This window comes from Amycolatopsis sp. NPDC104587, assembly GCF_055583645.1.
Window position 1 is genome coordinate 217,950 of the sequence record NZ_JBVJNO010000009.1, and the last position, 16,727, is coordinate 234,676.

Below are 16,727 nucleotides of genomic sequence, written 5' to 3' on the forward strand. Positions count from 1 at the left end.
TCGTGACGAGGGCACGCCGAAAACGCCGGCGACACTGCCGGCTGCGAAACGGCGGCCGACCGGGCTCCCGCACACCGCGGCGGGCGGCTCCCGATCATCCGGACACTAACCCGCGACGCCGAGCGAAAGCAATGGTCTAGTCCAGACAGGCATCCGGCCCGGCTTCGAATCCCGTCGCCACCTGCCCGGCACCGCAGCGCGCGAAAGCTCTACCACACAACGAATCACGACCAGCCGAACACCGGGACGAATCATGATCACCCGATCAGCGGCTTGGCGGGACCGAGTCGAGAATGACGATGTTGCACAGAGTTGCCCGAGGAGTCGGAGATTGGACCAACAGCTCCGCATTGTCGCCCGGATCGCCGCAAGTCTCACCTCGAGCGTCACTGAGAGTGCAGCAGCCTGGTCAATCGACAGGAAATCGGACAACCCGCAGCCGGGTACCCGCCGACGCCACGATGCGACACCGGTTCCAGTCGACAATACGTCCACATTGGACACTCAGACGATGTCGGCCCGTAAATCCACCGGCACCGGCTCCCGAGCCTTCGGTGGCTGTCCGCGGCGCGCGCCGTCCGCTCTTCTCCCTTACTGCGATCTTCCGGTGACGCCGTTGATTTCCCTTGCGCGGAAAAGAGACGGTGACGCCATGACGCTGCTCGAACTCGACGAACCCGCCGCCCGGCTCCGCTCCGCACGCTCGGTGCTGCGCGTCCAGCTCACCCTCGCCGCGGCGGTCTGGGCCGGCTGGCTCGCACTTGGCGGGACCCAGGCGTTCGACGCGCTGCGACGGCAGTGGGCCGTCGCCGTCACGATGGTGTTCGGCTCGCTCGTCGGCGGCGGCACCAGCGAAGGCGGCGGCGCCGTCGCGTTCCCGGTGTTCACCAAGATCCTGCACATCCCCGCCACCGACGCCCGGATCTTCACCTACGCCGTCCAGAGCGTCGGCATGACCGCCGCCAGCCTCGTGATCCTGTGGATGCGCGTCCCCGTCGAACGCCGGGTGTTGCGCCTCGGTGTCCCCGCGGGCGTCACCGGCGTCGTGCTCGCGAGCACCGTGCTCGCACCGCTGCTGTCCTTGCCCCAGATCCGCACCTACTTCACCGTCCTGCTCACCAGCCTCGCGCTGGCCCTGCTCGTGATGCAACGACGCGGGGGCCACGCCCGCAACCCGTTCATCCCCGTCACCGGCCGGCTCGAAACGAGCGTGGTCGTGGCGGCCGGGTTCACCGGCGGGATCGTGAGCGGCCTCGTCGGGGTCGGTGAGAACACCGTCATGTTCATCGTGCTCGTGCTGCTGTTCCGGGTGTCGGAGAAGGTCGCCACCCCGACGACGGTGATCCTGATGACCACGGTCTCGCTGGCCGCGTTCGGCTCCCACGTGGTCCTCGTCGGTGACTTCACCGGCCCGGTCGTCGACTACTGGCTCGCCGCGACGCCGATCGTGGTCATCGGGGCGCCGGTCGGCGCGGTGATCTGCGCCCGGCTGACCCGCACGACCATCCGGCGGATCCTGCTCGCCCTCATCGCCGTCGAGTTCGTCAGCACGCTGCTGCTGGTCCCGATGACCACGGCGACCAGGCTCACGGCCGCCGCGGTGCTGGTGCTCGTCACGATCGCCTGCTGCCTGCTCACGAGCGTGCGGCGCTATTCGCCGCCACGGCAGAGCCAGCCGGCGGGTTCACCGGGCTGAGCGATCGGCCGGGGCCGCGCCTCCGGCTAGCATCATCGGCATGGCTGCCTTCGACATCGGCGACACCGTCCGGATCACCGGTAAGACGATGACCGGGAACGTCGGCACGGTCGTCCACTTCGACACCAAGCAGGAGAAGTACCTGGTACGCGTCGGCGGGACCGCACAGGACTTCTTCTCCGCCGAGGAACTGGAAGAGTTTTCCGGCTGACCGGGCGCGACGATCTCGTCAGCGTGCCGACATCGTCGGGGCCCAGGGCACCAAGCCAAGCAAGGCCGCGCCGGTGGCCGGGTCGAACGGGTAGGGCGCCGATCCGAGGCGGGCCGGTGCCTTGAGCTCCCGCATCGGCGGGGCGGCGAGCACCTCCGGCCCTCTTCGGTGATCCGCACCGGCCCGCGGCTCCGGCAGCAAACGGGGCGTCGCCGTAGCGGGAGGTCAGCGGTGCACCTGCCACTGGTCGTTGGCGTGCACCACGGTGCGGGACAGGCTCGGGCACAGGAAGTTCGCCGTCGACGAGTTGGACATCACCGAGGTGTTGCCGGCGCCCGCGGCCTGCCAGGAGCCGTTCAGCTTGATCTTGTAGCTGCTGCTTTCGATGGTCCGGCTGCCGAGCGCGGTGCAGTAGGCCGCGGTGGTGCTGCCGCTGGCGTAGACCTCGAAGATGTTCCAGCTGCGGTTGTCCCGCGACTGGTCGGTGCCCCTCTGGGAGTAGAGGGTGTCCCACCGGTTGGCGCGGTAGTTGAACAGCGACGCGGTCCACGTGTTCGTGCCCGCGTCGGTCTGCTCCACCTTGCCGCGGTAGGAGTCGTGCCCGTTGACCGAGGTCACGTAGGTGGTGCGGAAAGTGGTGTCGATGTCGACCGACTTGGCGACGTTCACGCCGACGCACCAGTCCCAGGCCCAGACCTGCCTGGCCCCGTTGTTGTAGGCGGTCACCAGTTCCACGCACGACTTCGGGGCTTTCATCGTCGGAGCGTAAAGGGTGTCGCCGGAGACGGTCAGGTCGTTGTAGGCCGACTGGATCGCGTCCTGCCCGGTGACCGCGCTGCCCCCGGTGTAGACACCCCAGTCGTCGTGGATGCTGGCGGCCGGGGCGCGGCGGGCGGCCTGGCCGGTCCGGATCTCCCGGAACCGGTCGGCGGCGGCGACCTGGGTGGTGCCATCGACCGCGCCGACCACGGAGGTGCCTTCCGCTGCTGGGGAGACGGACGCGGCCACCGACGTGGCCGACGCGCCGAACAGCACTGCGGTGGCGAGCACGATAAAGGTCTTTCGCATCGGAACTCCTTGCCTCGAAACGCATCGAATGGCACCGGATCCGGTCCCGGGACCGGCTCGGAACGCAGGAAAAGAGGGCGCACAGGACCACCCGGATCAAAGGGGCCGGCTTCAGCGGATCTTTTTCGACCGGCTGGGCGCGGAAGTCCGCACCGTGGAGTTTCGGCTACTTCTCGCGGGAGAACGCGGAGATCATCGCGTCCGCGCCGGGCGGGTTGAACGGCTTTCCCAGGGTGCGCATGATCGAGTTTTCGCTGGGCCGGTACATTCCGGACGCGCAGTACCTGGCTCCCGCGTAAGCCCCGACCACGCCGCCGTCGGGCGACGGTTTCCCCAGCCACGCGTACCACTTCACCGCCTGCGCCTTCATCTGCGCCGCGGTGTACGTGGAAGCGTTCGGTTCGCGCGGTTCCCGGGGATCACAGGTGCCGTAGTCGTATTCGTCGGCCAGACCACCGATGGAGTGACCGAGTTCGTGGGCCACGATCTGGTTCGACTGGGCGTTACCGCCGGAAGCCGTCGCCACCTCGCCCCCCGCACCGCCGTACTTCGTGGTGTTGGCCAGCACGACGACCTGGTCCGCATCGGGAGCCGCGGCGGCGTACTGCTCGGCCTTGGTTTCGTTGACGCACAGGAGCCGTTCGACGTTTCCGCACCAGAAGTACGCTCCCAAAGCGGTGTTGCGACGCACACCCTTCGGATCGTTGGTGACCCCGCTCTCCGGTGAGACGACGTCCACTCGCCAGATGTTGAACCGGCCACGGTAGGACTTGTAAGGCTCGATGGCGAACAACGCGGCAACGCTGGTCCGGACGTGCTGCGCATAGGTCGTCAGCTGGTTCGCGGTGTAGCCGTCACCGACGAAAACGAGATCCAGCGTGCTCGCGCTGGGACCGTGGGTCTCGACCGGCGTCACGGCACTGCCGTCGACGCCGAAGGGGGCGGCCGCACGATCCGACGAAGGTCTCGTGACCGGCACGCGGTGAATGCCACCGCCGGGATCGAACACTTCCATCGAGGTCGTGAAGTTCGCCGGCGTGGTCGCGCCGGCCACGCCGGGCAGGAGGGCGGAAAGGAGGACGGCGGCTGCCGCCGGCCGCGGAACCCGGTGTCGCATGCGTGCTCCCTGGGGACGGGGGAAGTACGTCCGACGGTGCCGACTTTCGTCGCTGCCGGGACCTCCCAGTTGTCCATAACGTCCAGGTGATGGAGATCGAGCTGCGGCACCTGCGCGCGCTGTGTGCGGTGGCCGATGCCGGCAGCATCACCCGCGCGGCGGCGGTGACCGGCACCAGCCAGCCCGCGCTCACCGCGACGGTCCAGCGGATCGAACGCGCCTTCGGCGGTGTCCTGTTCCTGCGAGGCCGAAACGGCGTGACACCGACCGCACTCGGCGACCGCGTGCTGGAGCACGCGCGGGCGATCACCGCGTCCGCCGGCACGATGATGACCGACGTCGGGCAGTGGGTGGCGCGTGGTTCGGCCCGGCGCGCGGCCGTAGGCGGCTTCGCCGGGTCGATGGTGATCGACTTGGCGGAACGTCTCGGCCGGGGCGAGGAGGAAGTCTCGGTGATGACGGAGTTCTCCCCCCGCCGGCTGCTGGACCTGCTGGCGGCCGGGCAGCTCGATGTGGTGGTGGTGGCCGACTACCCGGGGTACCACCTCGCCGCGCCACCGGGGGTGTTCCTGCGCAAGCTCGCCCTGGAGCCGGTGTTCATCGCGCTGGCCGCCGACCACCCGCTGGCCACCAGCGCGCGGCTGACGTTGCCGGACCTGGCGGCCGAGCGGTGGGTCCTCGGCCCGTCCGACGGTGCAGGCTGGCCGGAGTCGTTCGAAAAAGCCTGCCGACGAGCCGGGTTCCGGCCGAACGTGGCGCATCGCAGCGCGGACGTCACGCCGCTTCGGCGCCTGATCGTGACCAACCGGGTGTTGTCCCCGTGCCTGCCGACCTTCCCGGAGTCCGCCGAGATCACGGTCAGGTGGCTCGAGCGGGATCCGCTCTGGATCCGGTACCTGATCGGCTGGCGAGACGACGGGATCTTCGGTGAGCGACCGGACGAGCTGTTCGCCGAAGCCGTCGCCGCGCACCGGGCCGGGATCGGCGGCAGTGCGGTGTACCGGCGGTGGTCGGCATGCCGTGGCCGATGAGAATGGAGGGAGGTGCCGAGCAATCCGGCGCGCCTACGCGCTTTTTACGGTGAGCTCCCGACCGTGTGCGTCGACGCGGCAGCCCGCCCTCCCCCGAGATCTCCGGACCGAGCAGCTTCGGCGACCCGCGACCGTACTCCTCGATGTGGTGCCCACGACCATGTCCGAGGCGACCGGGATGTTGCCGGCGCACATTGCTCCGGCTCGCCCCATGGCCGATAGTTGCGGAGTTCCCCCGGTGTCGTGAGGAGCCCGTCGTGCGCCTGCTCAGCCTGGTGGCCGCTGCCGCCATCGTCTTCGGTGTGGAGATCGCCGTACCGGCACCTCCGGCCGCCGCGGCCGCTCCCGCCTACCTGACCGGCGAGGCGACGTTCAGCACCGTCGCCAACGGGTGGGCCAAGGTCGAGCGCTACCGCGACACCACACCGGGATTCGCCGACGAGCAGTACCCGCCGGACGGGCGGGGCAACCAGGACGGGCAGCGGCTGACCTTCTTCGGCGGGGTGGCGCAGCCGTCCTCGTCGCGGTTCCTGCTCTACTCCGCACCCGGCTGGTCGACCGGCGCGAAGGCCACGCCGGTGCTGCTGGTCCACGGGGCCAACGACAACCCCGACCGGGCCTGGGCCAATCCGAACGAGTCCGGCGGCTTCGGGTGCGGCTCGGCGACCTGCCCGTCGACCGGGCTGATGCAGTACCTCAGCTCGCGCGGGTACCGGGTGTTCGCCATCGGCTTCGCGCACAAGCAGGGCGAGAACCGCCAGCAGGCGCAGCAGGTCGGCGACGCGATCGCGCTGATCAAGTCACGGCTGGGCGTCAGCCAGGTCGACCTGGTCGGCTGGAGCAAGGGCGAGCTGTCCACCCGGATGTACGTCTCCTCGGTGAAGCCCCCGTGGGGACGGGCCTACGCCGGCGACGTGCGCAAGCTGATCACCCTCGGCGGACCGAACGGTGGCTACGACTACCCGTTCGCGCACGGCTACGCGCACGACCTGTCGATCTGGCCGGAATGCGGTGTCAACATCAACGCGCCGAGCCCGCACACCAGGATGACGTGTTACGGCAGGTACACCTACCACCCGGAACTGTCGATCACCCCCACCGCCGGCTGGGACACCTACCCCGGGCAGCGGCAGATGCTGGCCCGCTTCGACAGCGCGTTCGGCGTGGACGGCTCGCAACAGGACTGGTACACGACCTACTACGGCGGCCAGGGTTTCTACACCGACGGGACGGGCATCCAGGCCGCGATCGACGCCGGGTCGATGATCTCCACCATCCAGTCCGCCGGCACCCCGGCCAGTGTCTCGGTGTACCTGCTGGCCGGTGGCTCGCCCACCATCGTCGGCGTGTTCAACGAGAACCGCGGCCCGAGCGACGGCATCGTGTTCGTAGCCAGCGCGTTGGACAGCACCGGCATCGGCCACCTCGCCGCGACGGCGCTGGTCGGTTCGGTGAACCACTTGCAGCTGGGCTGGGCGTCGGCGTCGATGTCCCAGGTGACGAGCTGGCTGGCGTGAAAGGGACGATAGTGACCACACTTCTCGACGGAATCACCTCGGCGAAGGTGCCGACCGACCGGCTGACCGCGCACGTGCTGGAGGTGGCGGGCCGCGAGCACGGCGAGCCGGTCGTGTTCGTCCACGGCAACATCTCGTCTTCCGCCTTCTGGCAGGAGGCGATGCTCGACCTGCCGGGGCGGTACCGGCCGATCGCGGTGGACCTGCGCGGCTTCGGCGGAACCGACCCGTTGCCGGTGGACGCGACGCGGGGGGTGCGCGACTACGCCGACGACGTGGCCGCCACGCTGGCCGCGCTGGGCATCGACGCCGTGCACCTGGTCGGCTGGAGCCTGGGCGGCGGCGTGGTGCTGCAGCTGCTGCGCGAGCACCACGGGCTCGCGCGGACCGTGACACTGGTCAACCCGGTCTCGCCCTACGGCTTCGGCGGCACCAAGGGCGCGGACGGCGAGCTGGTCGACGCGGCGGGCACGGGCTCGGGCGGCGGTGGCGCCAACGCCGACTTCGTCGCCCGGCTCAAGGACGGCGACACCTCGGACGAGTCGCCGTTCTCCCCGCGACAGGTGCTGCTGGCCTTCTACGTCAAACCGCCGTTCCACCCCGCCCGCCTCGACGACCTCGTCGAGTCGATGCTCACCACCCGGGTCGGCGACGACCACTACCCCGGCGACTCCACCACGACCGACGCGTGGCCGGGCGTCGCGCCGGGCACCCGCGGCGTGCTCAACACCCTGGCGCCCGGTAACTTCCGCCTCGACGACCTCGACACGATCGAGCGCAAGCCGCCGATCCTCTGGGTGCGGGGAGCCGACGACCAGATCGTGTCCGACACCTCCCTGTTCGATCTCGCCCACCTCGGCCGGCTCGGCGCGGTGCCCGGCTGGCCGGGCGAGGCCACCCATCCCGCGCAGCCGATGGTCACCCAGACCAGAGCCGTCCTCGACCGCTACGCCGCGGCAGGCGGCTACTACCGCGAAGTGGTCATCGCCGACACCGGGCACAGCCCGCACATCGAGAAGCCGAAGGAGTTCTCGTCGGCGCTGCTCGAGGTGTTGGCTCAAGGCTGACAAGCATCCGACGCCGTCGTCCGCCGCCTCGCCGCATAGGTCGTTATACGGCCAGCACGCTTCCGATCCGCCGTGTGCGCCGAGGGCAGCAGGTGCGTCTCGGCTACTGGCGTCGACGCGAGCAATGGCACGACTCAAAAGATCGATTCGAGCTGAGCGACGACCGCTCAGCTCCAAGATTGCGTCTCGCGATCCGTGGGTTAATACCGCGTCCGAGACCGAGTTGCCCCTCGCGCCGAGTGGCCAACGGCTTTTCACCCGATGAGGGCACGCGTGCCGCTTCCTCGCGGTGGCACCATGGTTAATGCTGCTGACCGGGTGATCCGAGGAGGGGAAAACCGCGACGAGAAACGGAAGTCTGGGGTCCACGCGAGAAATGGCAGGGGGAAATGAGAATGGAGCCGATCAGGCTCGACGTCAACGCTTCCGACGTGCACGCCGAAGGCGCCCGCCTGCGGGAACGGGGGCCGGTCACCCGGGTCGAACTGCCCGGTGGCGTTCCGGCCTGGGCCGCTACCGGGAACGATGTCCTACGCCGGCTGCTGGCCGACCCTCGGGTGTCCAAGGACGCGGTGCAGCACTGGCCCGCGTTCACCAACGGGGAAATCGCCGACGACTGGCCGCTGCGAATCTGGGTTTCGATCCGGAACATGTTCACCGCCTACGGAGCCGACCACCGGCGGCTGCGTTCCCTGATGGCCGCCGCCTTCACCGCCCGCCGCACCGAGGCGCTTCGCCCGAAAGTCGAAGAAATCACCCGGGACCTGCTTGACGCGATCGAGGCGAATTCCGGTGACGCGCCCGTCGACCTGCGGGCGCGGTACGCCTACCCGCTGCCGATCGAGGTCATCTGCCGGCTGTTCGGCATCCCGGAGGGCAAATGGGCCGGGATCCGCGAAGTAGTGGACGCCTTCTTCGACAGCGCGATCAGCGCGGAACAGGCACAGGCGAACGTGGCGGCGGCGTACGCCCTGTTCACCGAACTGATCGCGCAGAAGCGCGCGGCGCCCGCCGACGACCTGACCAGTGCCCTGATCGCCGCGCGCGACGACCGGGACGGCGCGCTGACCGAAACCGAGCTCGTCGACACGATGATGCTGATGATGACCGCCGGCCACGAGACCACGGTGAACCTGCTCGACCACGCCGTGACCGCGCTGCTGACCCACCCCGACCAGCTCGCCCTGGTCCGGTCCGGGCAACGCTCGTGGACCGACGTGGTGGAGGAGACGCTGCGCTGGCAGGCGCCGATCCCGTACACGCCGCTGCGGTACGCGGTCGAGGACATCGAGGTGGACGGCACGGTGATCCGTCGCGGCGACGCGATCCTGGTCGGCTTCGGCGCCGCCGGGCGCGACCCCGCCCAGCACGGCGACACCGCCGACGAGTTCGACATCACCCGTGCGGCCGCACCGCACCTCACCTTTGGCTACGGCGTGCACCACTGCCCTGGCGCACCGCTGGCCCGGCTCGAAGCCGAGGTGGCGCTCCCGGCGCTGTTCGACCGCTTTCCGGAGCTGACCCTCGCCGTGCCGCCGGAGGAACTGACCACCTTGCCCACGTTCCTTTCCAACGGGCACACCAGCCTGCCCGTCCACCTCCGACCCGCACCTCGCTGACACCGGAACCGTGAACCCGGACGCCTGACAGTTACAGAAAGCATCGAGCCGTACTTGTCCGCGACAAGCGATTCACGGACGGCATCAGGGTACTCGGGGTCTGGCCGGGATACCCGATATCCATCGGGTCGGCCTGCTCCAGGCAGTCCAGCAAGATCGCCGTGGTCGTCTGTGCCGGTTCTCGGCTGAGCTTCGCCCGCAGGATCAAATGGCAACATAGGCCTGCGGGCGTAGCTCCGCATCAATCTGCGAAGTGCCGACGACACCGATGCCACGAACCGGCGTTTTTACTGCCGTCCTTTCCGATGTGTGTACACGGCTAGGATGGCCGAGCCGGTGACGACATACGCTCGGGCGCGGATCGGCCTGGCGTTGCGTTCGTCGCTGGTCATTATCTGTTGCTTCCTCGTTCGCTCGGTCAGAACAGGCTCTTTACGGCTCGCGCTCCCCTGCCGATGAGACCAGAGCCGAGAAGTCCGCTGGTCACACCGCCAAGGCCGTCTGCGGCCACGTCGCTCGTGCTGCCGCCGCCGAGTTTCGATCCCAATGCGGCTCCCGCGCCGCCCACCAAACCGCCGAAAACCGCCGCGCCAGCCGCGCAACCGAGGCCGGCAGTGACCGGACAGCTAGAGCCTGTTTCAATGGCGTAGCCACTCGTTGATCGCCGCGACGTGCACGGTCGCCTCGTAGCGAACCGCGAGTTTGTCGAACCGTGTGGCCACGCCTCGGTTGCGTTTGAGCCGGTTGATGCCGCACTCCACCGCGTGCCGTTGCTTGTAGATCTCCGGGTCGAACGCTGGTGGCCGGCCACCAGCCCGGCCCCGGTTGCGGCGATGCCGGACCTGATCAGCAGGCTGGGGAATCGTGCACGCGATCCCGCGCCGCCGCAGATAAGCCCGGTTAGCACGGGAACTGTAAGCCTTGTCCGCCAAGACACGATCCGGCCTGCTCCGGGCACGCCCACCACCAGCCCGGGCGACCCGGACCCTGGCCAGCACCGCCTCGAACTGCGGCGAATCACCCCGCTGCCCGGCGGTCACCAGCAACGACAACGGCTTCTGACCTTGCTCGGTGGCCAGATGCAGCTTGGTCGTGAAGCCTCCCCGCGACCGGCCCAACGCGTGGTCGGCCGGTTCCGGCTCGCCGACACCGCCGGGCGGTTCTTTCTGCAGCTCGCCCTCGATGCGGGCGCCTGCGGCGTGCTGGTGCGCCCGGTTGATCGTGGAATCCACGCTCACCTCCCAGGTGATCAGCCCGGCGGCGTCGGCCCGGGTCTGCAACCCGGCCAGGATCAGTGCCCATACACCGGCGCGCTGCCAGCGCCGGAACAAGCCATAGACCGTTTGCCAGCAGCCATACGCGGGTGGGATGTCACGCCACGGCGAACCGACACGAACTCGCCAGCGGATGCCGTCGAGGAGCTGGCGTTTACTCCACAAGGGTGGGCGGCCGGGTTTCTTGCCGACGGGCAGCAGTGGTTCCAGGATCGCCCACTGCGCGTCGGTCAGGTCGGCTCGCCCCGTCGCCGCTAGGCTGGGCACGAGGTCTCCGGTGTTCTTGATCAGCTTGGTCGTTGATCGGTCTACCGGAGACCTCGTCTATTTGATCCAGGACACGCCGCACCTACAACGCCAGCCAGACACGCCGCTGGTCAGCGCATCGAAACAGGCTCTAGCAGCGACGAAAGCCGCAGCGGCTGTTCCTGCCGCATAACCGACGATCGTCGAAAGCTGAGTAGAAAGAATGGAACTACCCGTCGGATCGCTATGGTTGACCGGATCCCCTGTCCGTAGGCGTAGGTGTCGGCTTCCTGACCGGTGGGGTCCGGCTGGGTGAACCGCGCATAGGCCGGATTGTAGTGCCGGTAGCCGGTCAGGTACTCGCTGCCGGCCAGCTGGTAGCTGCCCAGCCACCGCAGCCGGTTGGCCGCCGCGGCCGGGCCGGTGACGCTGGTGTTGAACCCGTATGGCGTGTAGGTGTAGCTCGCGGTCACCGCGCCGGAGTCGTCGACCAGGGCCAGGACACTCCCCTGGTAGTCGGTGACGGCGTTGTGGTGCTTGCCCGCCGCGTCGAGCAACGAGGTGAGGTTGCCGTCGACGTCGTGGGCGTAGCTGGTGCAGGCGCCGTTGTCCACGGTCCGGGAGATGCCCAGCGCGGTGCGGGTGAAACCGTGGGTGAAGTTGCTCGAGCCGGACCGCTCGGTGACCGACGCGGGCTGAGTCTGGTCCAGCGTGTCGTAGGAGGCGCTGAATAGCGTGCTGGTCCCCGAGGTGACCGAGGTGCGGCCGTCGCCGGCGGTGATGTTCCCGGCGTTGTCGTAGCTGTAGGTGCGGGAACCGGCTTTGGTGAGGCGGCCGAACCCGTCGTAGGTGTTGTCCGCGGTGCCGGAGGCGTCGGTGCGGGACTGGATCTGCCCGGTGTCGGTGCCGTCGGCCTTGGTGTAGCGGTAGGTCGTCGACAGCAGCGTGCTGCCGGCGGAGTTCTTGACCGTGAGCGCGGTCTGCCGGCCGGCCTTGTCGAGGCCGATGGTCTGCGTGGTGCCGCCGGGCAAGGTCGCGGAGGTGCGGTGGTCGGCGTTGTCGTAGCCGTGAACTCGCGGGCCCCCGGAGAGGATCACGCAGGTCTACCGCGACCTGGGCCTACAGGTGGTCTACGACAACAAAAAGAGGCAGTCGCTGTGAGTGCCTGTCCCCGTGCGGGTACGTGTATATCCGAGGACTGAGCTGATCTACAACCCCACGTACCCTTTGAGCCGCGAGACCCGGGTGCAACGGCCCCTGATCAAGCGTTCTGAGCGCACAGCGATCCCGCGACGTACTGTATGGCCTCGACGCGTCCCAGGCTGCCTTGAACCGGGACGCAGCCGCCCCGGCCGACCACGTAGCGGGCGCGCGGACACCGCGCTCCGGGTTTTGCCGGACCACTCACTTGCCGGTGTGCGCTTTTGGGCGGTAGTACAGCAGCACGTTGCCGGACTGGAACGGGCGCACCCGCGTCAGTTCCAGCGGCACGGTTTCAGCGTCGGCGAACACCCTCAGGCCGCCGCCGAGGATGACCGGATTGACCATCAGGCGTACCTCGTCGACGAGGTGCGCACGCAGCAGCGCGACGGTGAGGGTGGAACTGCCGAGGATCGCGATGTCCTTCCCCGGGCTGTCCTTGAACCGCGCCAGTTCGTCGGTCGTGGTCAGCTCGATCGGCGACGTCGCCCAGGCGACGGTGTCCAGCTGCCGCGAGACGACCAGTTTGGCCAGGGTGTTCATCCGGCCGGCGATGCGCTGGTCGAAGTTCGCGCCGAGGTCGCCCGTCCAGTAGGCGGCGAGCTCGGCGTACGTCGTACGGCCGAGCACCAGCGTGTCGACCTCGTCGAGCTGCTCCACCGAGTAGTCGGCGAACTCCTGCCCGAAGGTCTGCCAGGCAAGGCCACGACCGGGGTCGGCGTGGTAGCCGTCGGCGCTGACCGCCATGAAGGAGAACATCTTGCGCACGGGTTCGCTCCCTTTCGGACTGCGATGATGACCTGAAACCACGGTGCCGGATCGCCGGACCCAGGGGAATGCCGCGTTCCGCAAGAACGTGATGCAGAATCCGCACGTGACCGACGAACGAATCCGCGCCGACGCACCGGACGGCCTGGAGCTGAGGCACCTGCGTGCCTTCGTGGCGGTGGCCGAAGACCTCAACTTCGGCCGCGCGGCGACCCGCCTGTTCGTGTCGCAGTCCACGCTCAGCCGCCAGATCACCGCGCTCGAACGGGCACTGGGCTGCGTGCTGCTGCGGCGCTCCACCCAGAACGTCGCCCTCACGCTCGCCGGGCAGACCCTGCTCAACCGGGTGCCGGACGTGCTGCGCGACATCGACGACGCCGTGACCGCCACGCGCTCGGTCGGCGGGGAGCTGGCCGCGCGCGTCCGGCGCCTCGGCGAGCCGTTCGCCGACCTGACCTACGCCGACGTCGACGCGCTGCGGACGGCGGCCGAGCGGCACTACGCGCTGCTGCCCCTCGCGCCGGACATCACCTTCACCCCGGTCAACGCCGGCGGCGTGCCGGGCCTGGTGGCCGGCCCGGCCACCCCGGGCACCACCTGGACCGTGCTCCTGCACGGCGGCACCTACACCACCGGTTCGGCGTTCGGCTTCCGCTCCCTGGCCGGCGCGCTCGCGGAGGCCTCCGGCGGCAGGGTGCTCACCCCCGACTACCGGCTGGCCCCCGAACACCCGTTCCCGGCGGCCGTCGACGACGCCGAAGCCGCCTACACCTGGCTGACCGGCCAGGGTGCGTCACCGCAGGACGTCGTGCTCGCCGGGGACACCTCCGGCGCCGGACTCGCCCTTTCGCTGTTGCTACGCCTCAAGGAACGAGGCCGGCCGCTACCCGCGCGGAGTGTGCTGTTCACGCCGTATGTCGACGTGAGCGCCGCGGGCTCGTTGCCGGTCCGCCCCGCGCCCAGCGCCACCCGGCAGGGCGCCGCCCTCGGGATGGCCCGCTACCTCGACGGCCATCCCGTCGACGACCCCCTGGTCGATCCGCTGCACGCCGACCTGAGCGGTCTGCCGCCGCTGTTCATCCAGGCCGCCGCCGACGACGAGGGACTGCCCGACGCGGAACGGCTGGCCGGGCACGCGCGGGCCCACGGCGTCGACGTCCGGTTGGAGATCTACCCGGTGACCGCCCAAGTTTCCAGCTGTACTGGTCGTTCCTGCCCGAAGCCGCTGACGCGCTCGCTCGAATCGGCGCCTACGTCCGCAGCGCATCCCCGAGATCCACCCGCTGCTCGGACCCCACGCGCCGGACGGTGTGACCGCGCCGCCGTCCACCACTGCCGCGAGGTTGCCCCGCCGGCTCGATCGCGACAGCCCGGCGTGCCGGGTGGCCGCGTCGATTCCGTGCGTCTCAGGGCAGGTCGAGTTCGGTGTGCCGCGTGGCGAGGGTATGGGCGAGTTCGGCCAGTTTGACGTTCAGCTGCTGGGAGGTGCGGCGGAGCAGGTCGAACGCCTCGTCGGCGTTGATGCCGCGACGCTGCATCAGGATCCCCTTGGCCTGCCCGATGACGTCACGGCTTTCGATCGCGCGCCTGAGGTTTTCCGCCTGCAGTTCGGCCTGCGTCCTGGCCGACACGCCGGCCAAAGCCAGCGATGCGCAAGACGCCAGCAGGAGTGCCGTGTCCCGCGCACGCTCGTCCAGCACCTCGGGCAGGCGCGAGTAGATGTTCAAGGCGCCGCCGTTGCCGGCTGGGGCGTCGAAGGGCAGCAACGTGGTCGACAGGACGGCCGTGAACCCGCGATCGGCGGCACGCGGGCCGAACCGGGGCCACGCCGGCTCCGCTGCCAGATCGTCGCACCGGATGTGGCCTGGGCCGTCCCTGCGGGACGCTTCCACGCAAGGGCCTTCGCCCGTGTCGTACTGGACCTGGTCCAGCTCGGAGGCCACCGGATCGGTTTCGACGGGTGTGAAGTACTTGCCCTCCGGTGAGCGGAGGGTCACCGACACCAGGTCGGCACCGGGCACGACGCCGTGAGCGGCCGCCACGACCTGTTCGAGCACCTCGCCGACCGTCGACGCCGTCAGCAGCCGCCCGGTCAGCGTCGCGAACTCCCGCGCCAGCGGTCCCGCCAAGCCGTCACCGCCACCGTCACCGCCACTCGCGGCGAACGCGGCTCGTTCATCTCGCAGATCCTGCTGCCGGACGTCGTTTCCCTCGGTCATCCCGCACCACCTCGTTCCGATCGGCCCGGGCGTCGCCACGTGACCGGCTGAACCAGGCACCCCACCCGTCCTGGGTGGCGTACCCCCGTCGCGTGTCCGCCAACCCGGTGCCGCAGCGCGAGTTTGGACGCGCGGGCCGGATGGTATTCAGCGCGCATGTCGTCGCAGAACAGGTCGGCAACCATGCCGTTGGACCACGAACTCGCCGCGGTGGCCGCCCGGGCGGCCGGATTGCTGCTGCCGCGGAAGAAGTTCTGGCGAAGATCGCGTACGCGCGGACCTGTTCCGGGAGAACTTTCGGACGCTGCGCGCGGCCCACGAGCGGGAGCCACCGGATGACGTTCGTGTCCGCCGTGAACGAGCGTCTCGACGAGCTGACGGGGCCACCCCGAGGCGGCGATGCCATGCAGGCCCGCCGCCGCCTCACGTCTCTCGCGCGGGGGTCCGGGATGCGTCAGAATCGGTGTGGCAGCTCGGGCAAAGCCCGCAGGTGAGCGTGGAGGTCGCGGCAGGGTGGACGGGAAACGCCACGATCGGCTCCGGCGAGCGCTGGCCGAGCACGACCTGTCCGCCGGAGCGGCCGTGGCAGTCTGCGCGATCGCGGTGCGCGATCTCGACATCGACGGAGCCGCCGTGACCCTGCACCTCGACAAGCGGTCGAAGGCGCTGGCCGCCGCGAGCGACGACTGGGCCGCGTCGCTCGAAGAACTGCAGGTGACCACTGGCGAAGGCCCCGGCCCCACCGCGTTCGCCACCGGCGGCCCCGTCCTCGTCAGCGACCTCATCGAAGCCGAAGAGCGCTGGCCCGGCTTTGTCGGCGACGCCACCGCCGCCGGAGTGGCCGCCACGTTCACCTTTCCCTTGCAAGCGGGAGCCATCCGCATGGGCGTGCTCTCCCTCTACCGGCGCCGCCCCGGCCCGCTCGGCCCTCCCCTGCTGGCCGACGCCGCCACGCTCGCCGAGCTGGCGACCACCGCGGTGCTGTTCGACAACGACGCCTCGGCCAGGGAGGTGCCCGACTTCTACGAGAGCGTGCACATCGCCACCGGCATGATCGCGGTCGACCTGCGAGTCAGCCTGGAGGACGCACTGCTCCGGCTGCGCGCCCACGCGTTCTCCCACCACCTCCCGCTGCACGAAGTCGCCGACGCGGTTCTCCAGCGTCAGCTGCGCTTCGACGCCCGCTGAGCCCACGTTGCGCACCACCAAGAGGACCGCATGCCGACCGCTGTGAGCACCTCGCCGTCCGCGGCCCCCTTCGAGGGCAGCGTCGTGGCGCTCACCACTCTCCTCGCCGCCTCGCACGTCACTGGCAGCACCGACCTCGCCGAACCGAACGGCCGGTGGCCGGACTTCGCCGCGGCCGCCACCACAGCGGGCTTCCGCGCGATCCACGCGTTCCCCCTGCGCTGGACGAGCGGCAGCTGAAGCAAGGCCAGGCTTTTGCCGACCTCGCCACGCTGGGCCTGTCCCAGGAACACGACCAACGGCGGCCGGAACGGTTCGCCGAGCGCACCTTGACGACGTTGAACGACCGGATCAGCGTCGGACAGGCCATCGGGATCGTGGCCGCGTCCCTGGCCGTCGACCCGGAGTCGGCTCACAGCGCGCGGACCGGTACCCCCTTGCGGCGGATCACCCACTCCCTGACCGACGGCAGCCTCACCGCGGCGGAGTTGCGCGCGATCGCCTGA

At 69.5% G+C, this 16,727-nt stretch carries 16 protein-coding genes; 10 read left to right on the plus strand and 6 right to left on the minus strand.

The genetic code is table 11. The features are described from left to right. Window positions 1–652: 652 nt before the first annotated feature. Together ACZ61C_RS28475 and ACZ61C_RS28480 are read left to right on the plus strand one after the other, a co-directional pair. The gene (locus tag ACZ61C_RS28475) at window positions 653–1,696 is read left to right on the plus strand and encodes a TSUP family transporter (protein WP_465310909.1); all 1,044 of its coding nucleotides are present in this window, start codon (window positions 653–655) and stop codon (window positions 1,694–1,696) included. A gap of 40 nt (window positions 1,697–1,736) precedes the next feature. Then, window positions 1,737–1,907: a hypothetical protein gene (locus tag ACZ61C_RS28480; protein WP_465310910.1), complete on the plus strand. Its 171-nt coding sequence runs from the start codon at window positions 1,737–1,739 to the stop codon at window positions 1,905–1,907. A 225-nt stretch (window positions 1,908–2,132) separates the two neighbouring features. Here the strand turns inward: ACZ61C_RS28480 and ACZ61C_RS28485 are convergent, their stop codons facing one another. Both ACZ61C_RS28485 and ACZ61C_RS28490 read right to left on the minus strand, forming a co-directional pair. Then, a complete protein-coding gene (locus tag ACZ61C_RS28485) occupies window positions 2,133–2,975 on the minus strand; it encodes a hypothetical protein (RefSeq protein ID WP_465310911.1) in 843 nt (280 codons plus the stop codon). Window positions 2,976–3,141: 166 nt separating this feature from the next. Continuing rightward, complete coding sequence (locus ACZ61C_RS28490; protein ID WP_465310912.1) at window positions 3,142–4,092, minus strand: M64 family metallopeptidase; 951 nt, start codon at window positions 4,090–4,092, stop codon at window positions 3,142–3,144. An 89-nt stretch (window positions 4,093–4,181) separates the two neighbouring features. Here ACZ61C_RS28490 and ACZ61C_RS28495 point away from each other — a divergent pair, with 89 nt between their 5' ends. The 4 genes from ACZ61C_RS28495 (at window position 4,182) to ACZ61C_RS28510 (ending at window position 9,326) form a co-directional block, all read left to right on the plus strand. Beyond that, complete coding sequence (locus ACZ61C_RS28495; protein ID WP_465310913.1) at window positions 4,182–5,123, plus strand: LysR family transcriptional regulator; 942 nt, start codon at window positions 4,182–4,184, stop codon at window positions 5,121–5,123. 257 nt (window positions 5,124–5,380) lie between these two features. Continuing rightward, on the plus strand, window positions 5,381–6,640 hold the full coding sequence (locus tag ACZ61C_RS28500) for an esterase/lipase family protein (protein ID WP_465310914.1): 1,260 nt from the start codon (window positions 5,381–5,383) through the stop codon (window positions 6,638–6,640). An 11-nt stretch (window positions 6,641–6,651) separates the two neighbouring features. Beyond that, window positions 6,652–7,707 (plus strand): alpha/beta fold hydrolase, encoded by a 1,056-nt coding sequence (locus ACZ61C_RS28505; RefSeq protein ID WP_465310915.1) that lies wholly within the window; start codon window positions 6,652–6,654, stop codon window positions 7,705–7,707. A 395-nt stretch (window positions 7,708–8,102) separates the two neighbouring features. Continuing rightward, window positions 8,103–9,326 carry a cytochrome P450 family protein gene (locus ACZ61C_RS28510; protein ID WP_465310916.1) on the plus strand — a complete coding sequence of 408 codons (1,224 nt, stop codon included), beginning with the start codon at window positions 8,103–8,105 and terminating at the stop codon, window positions 9,324–9,326. Window positions 9,327–9,964: 638 nt separating this feature from the next. Here ACZ61C_RS28510 and ACZ61C_RS28515 read toward each other — a convergent pair. The 3 genes from ACZ61C_RS28515 to ACZ61C_RS28525 all read right to left on the minus strand — a co-directional run bounded on the left by ACZ61C_RS28515 (window position 9,965) and on the right by ACZ61C_RS28525 (window position 12,805). Beyond that, window positions 9,965–10,867 (minus strand): IS5 family transposase, encoded by a 903-nt coding sequence (locus ACZ61C_RS28515; protein WP_465310917.1) that lies wholly within the window; start codon window positions 10,865–10,867, stop codon window positions 9,965–9,967. A gap of 110 nt (window positions 10,868–10,977) precedes the next feature. Continuing rightward, window positions 10,978–11,943, minus strand: coding sequence for an RHS repeat-associated core domain-containing protein (locus ACZ61C_RS28520; RefSeq protein ID WP_465310918.1), 966 nt, complete (start codon window positions 11,941–11,943; stop codon window positions 10,978–10,980). A 307-nt stretch (window positions 11,944–12,250) separates the two neighbouring features. Further along, window positions 12,251–12,805, minus strand: a complete 555-nt coding sequence (locus ACZ61C_RS28525) for a dihydrofolate reductase family protein (RefSeq protein WP_465311147.1) — start codon at window positions 12,803–12,805, stop codon at window positions 12,251–12,253. A gap of 115 nt (window positions 12,806–12,920) precedes the next feature. Here ACZ61C_RS28525 and ACZ61C_RS28530 point away from each other — a divergent pair, with 115 nt between their 5' ends. Next, a complete protein-coding gene (locus ACZ61C_RS28530) occupies window positions 12,921–14,282 on the plus strand; it encodes an alpha/beta hydrolase fold domain-containing protein (protein ID WP_465310919.1) in 1,362 nt (453 codons plus the stop codon). On the opposite strand, the gene ACZ61C_RS28535 is transcribed toward ACZ61C_RS28530, so the two are convergent. Beyond that, complete coding sequence (locus ACZ61C_RS28535) at window positions 14,221–15,033, minus strand: ANTAR domain-containing protein (RefSeq protein WP_465310920.1); 813 nt, start codon at window positions 15,031–15,033, stop codon at window positions 14,221–14,223. The two genes, ACZ61C_RS28530 and ACZ61C_RS28535, sit on opposite strands and share 62 nt — an antisense overlap. Window positions 15,034–15,546: 513 nt before the next feature. Here ACZ61C_RS28535 and ACZ61C_RS28540 point away from each other — a divergent pair. From ACZ61C_RS28540 to ACZ61C_RS28550, 3 genes are all read left to right on the plus strand, one after another. Further along, window positions 15,547–16,221: a GAF and ANTAR domain-containing protein gene (locus ACZ61C_RS28540; protein WP_465310921.1), complete on the plus strand. Its 675-nt coding sequence runs from the start codon at window positions 15,547–15,549 to the stop codon at window positions 16,219–16,221. Between the two features lie 30 nt (window positions 16,222–16,251). Continuing rightward, a complete protein-coding gene (locus ACZ61C_RS28545; RefSeq protein ID WP_465310922.1) occupies window positions 16,252–16,461 on the plus strand; it encodes a hypothetical protein in 210 nt (69 codons plus the stop codon). 98 nt (window positions 16,462–16,559) lie between these two features. After that, entirely contained in the window at window positions 16,560–16,727 is a 168-nt protein-coding gene (locus ACZ61C_RS28550; protein ID WP_465310923.1) for a hypothetical protein, read from the plus strand.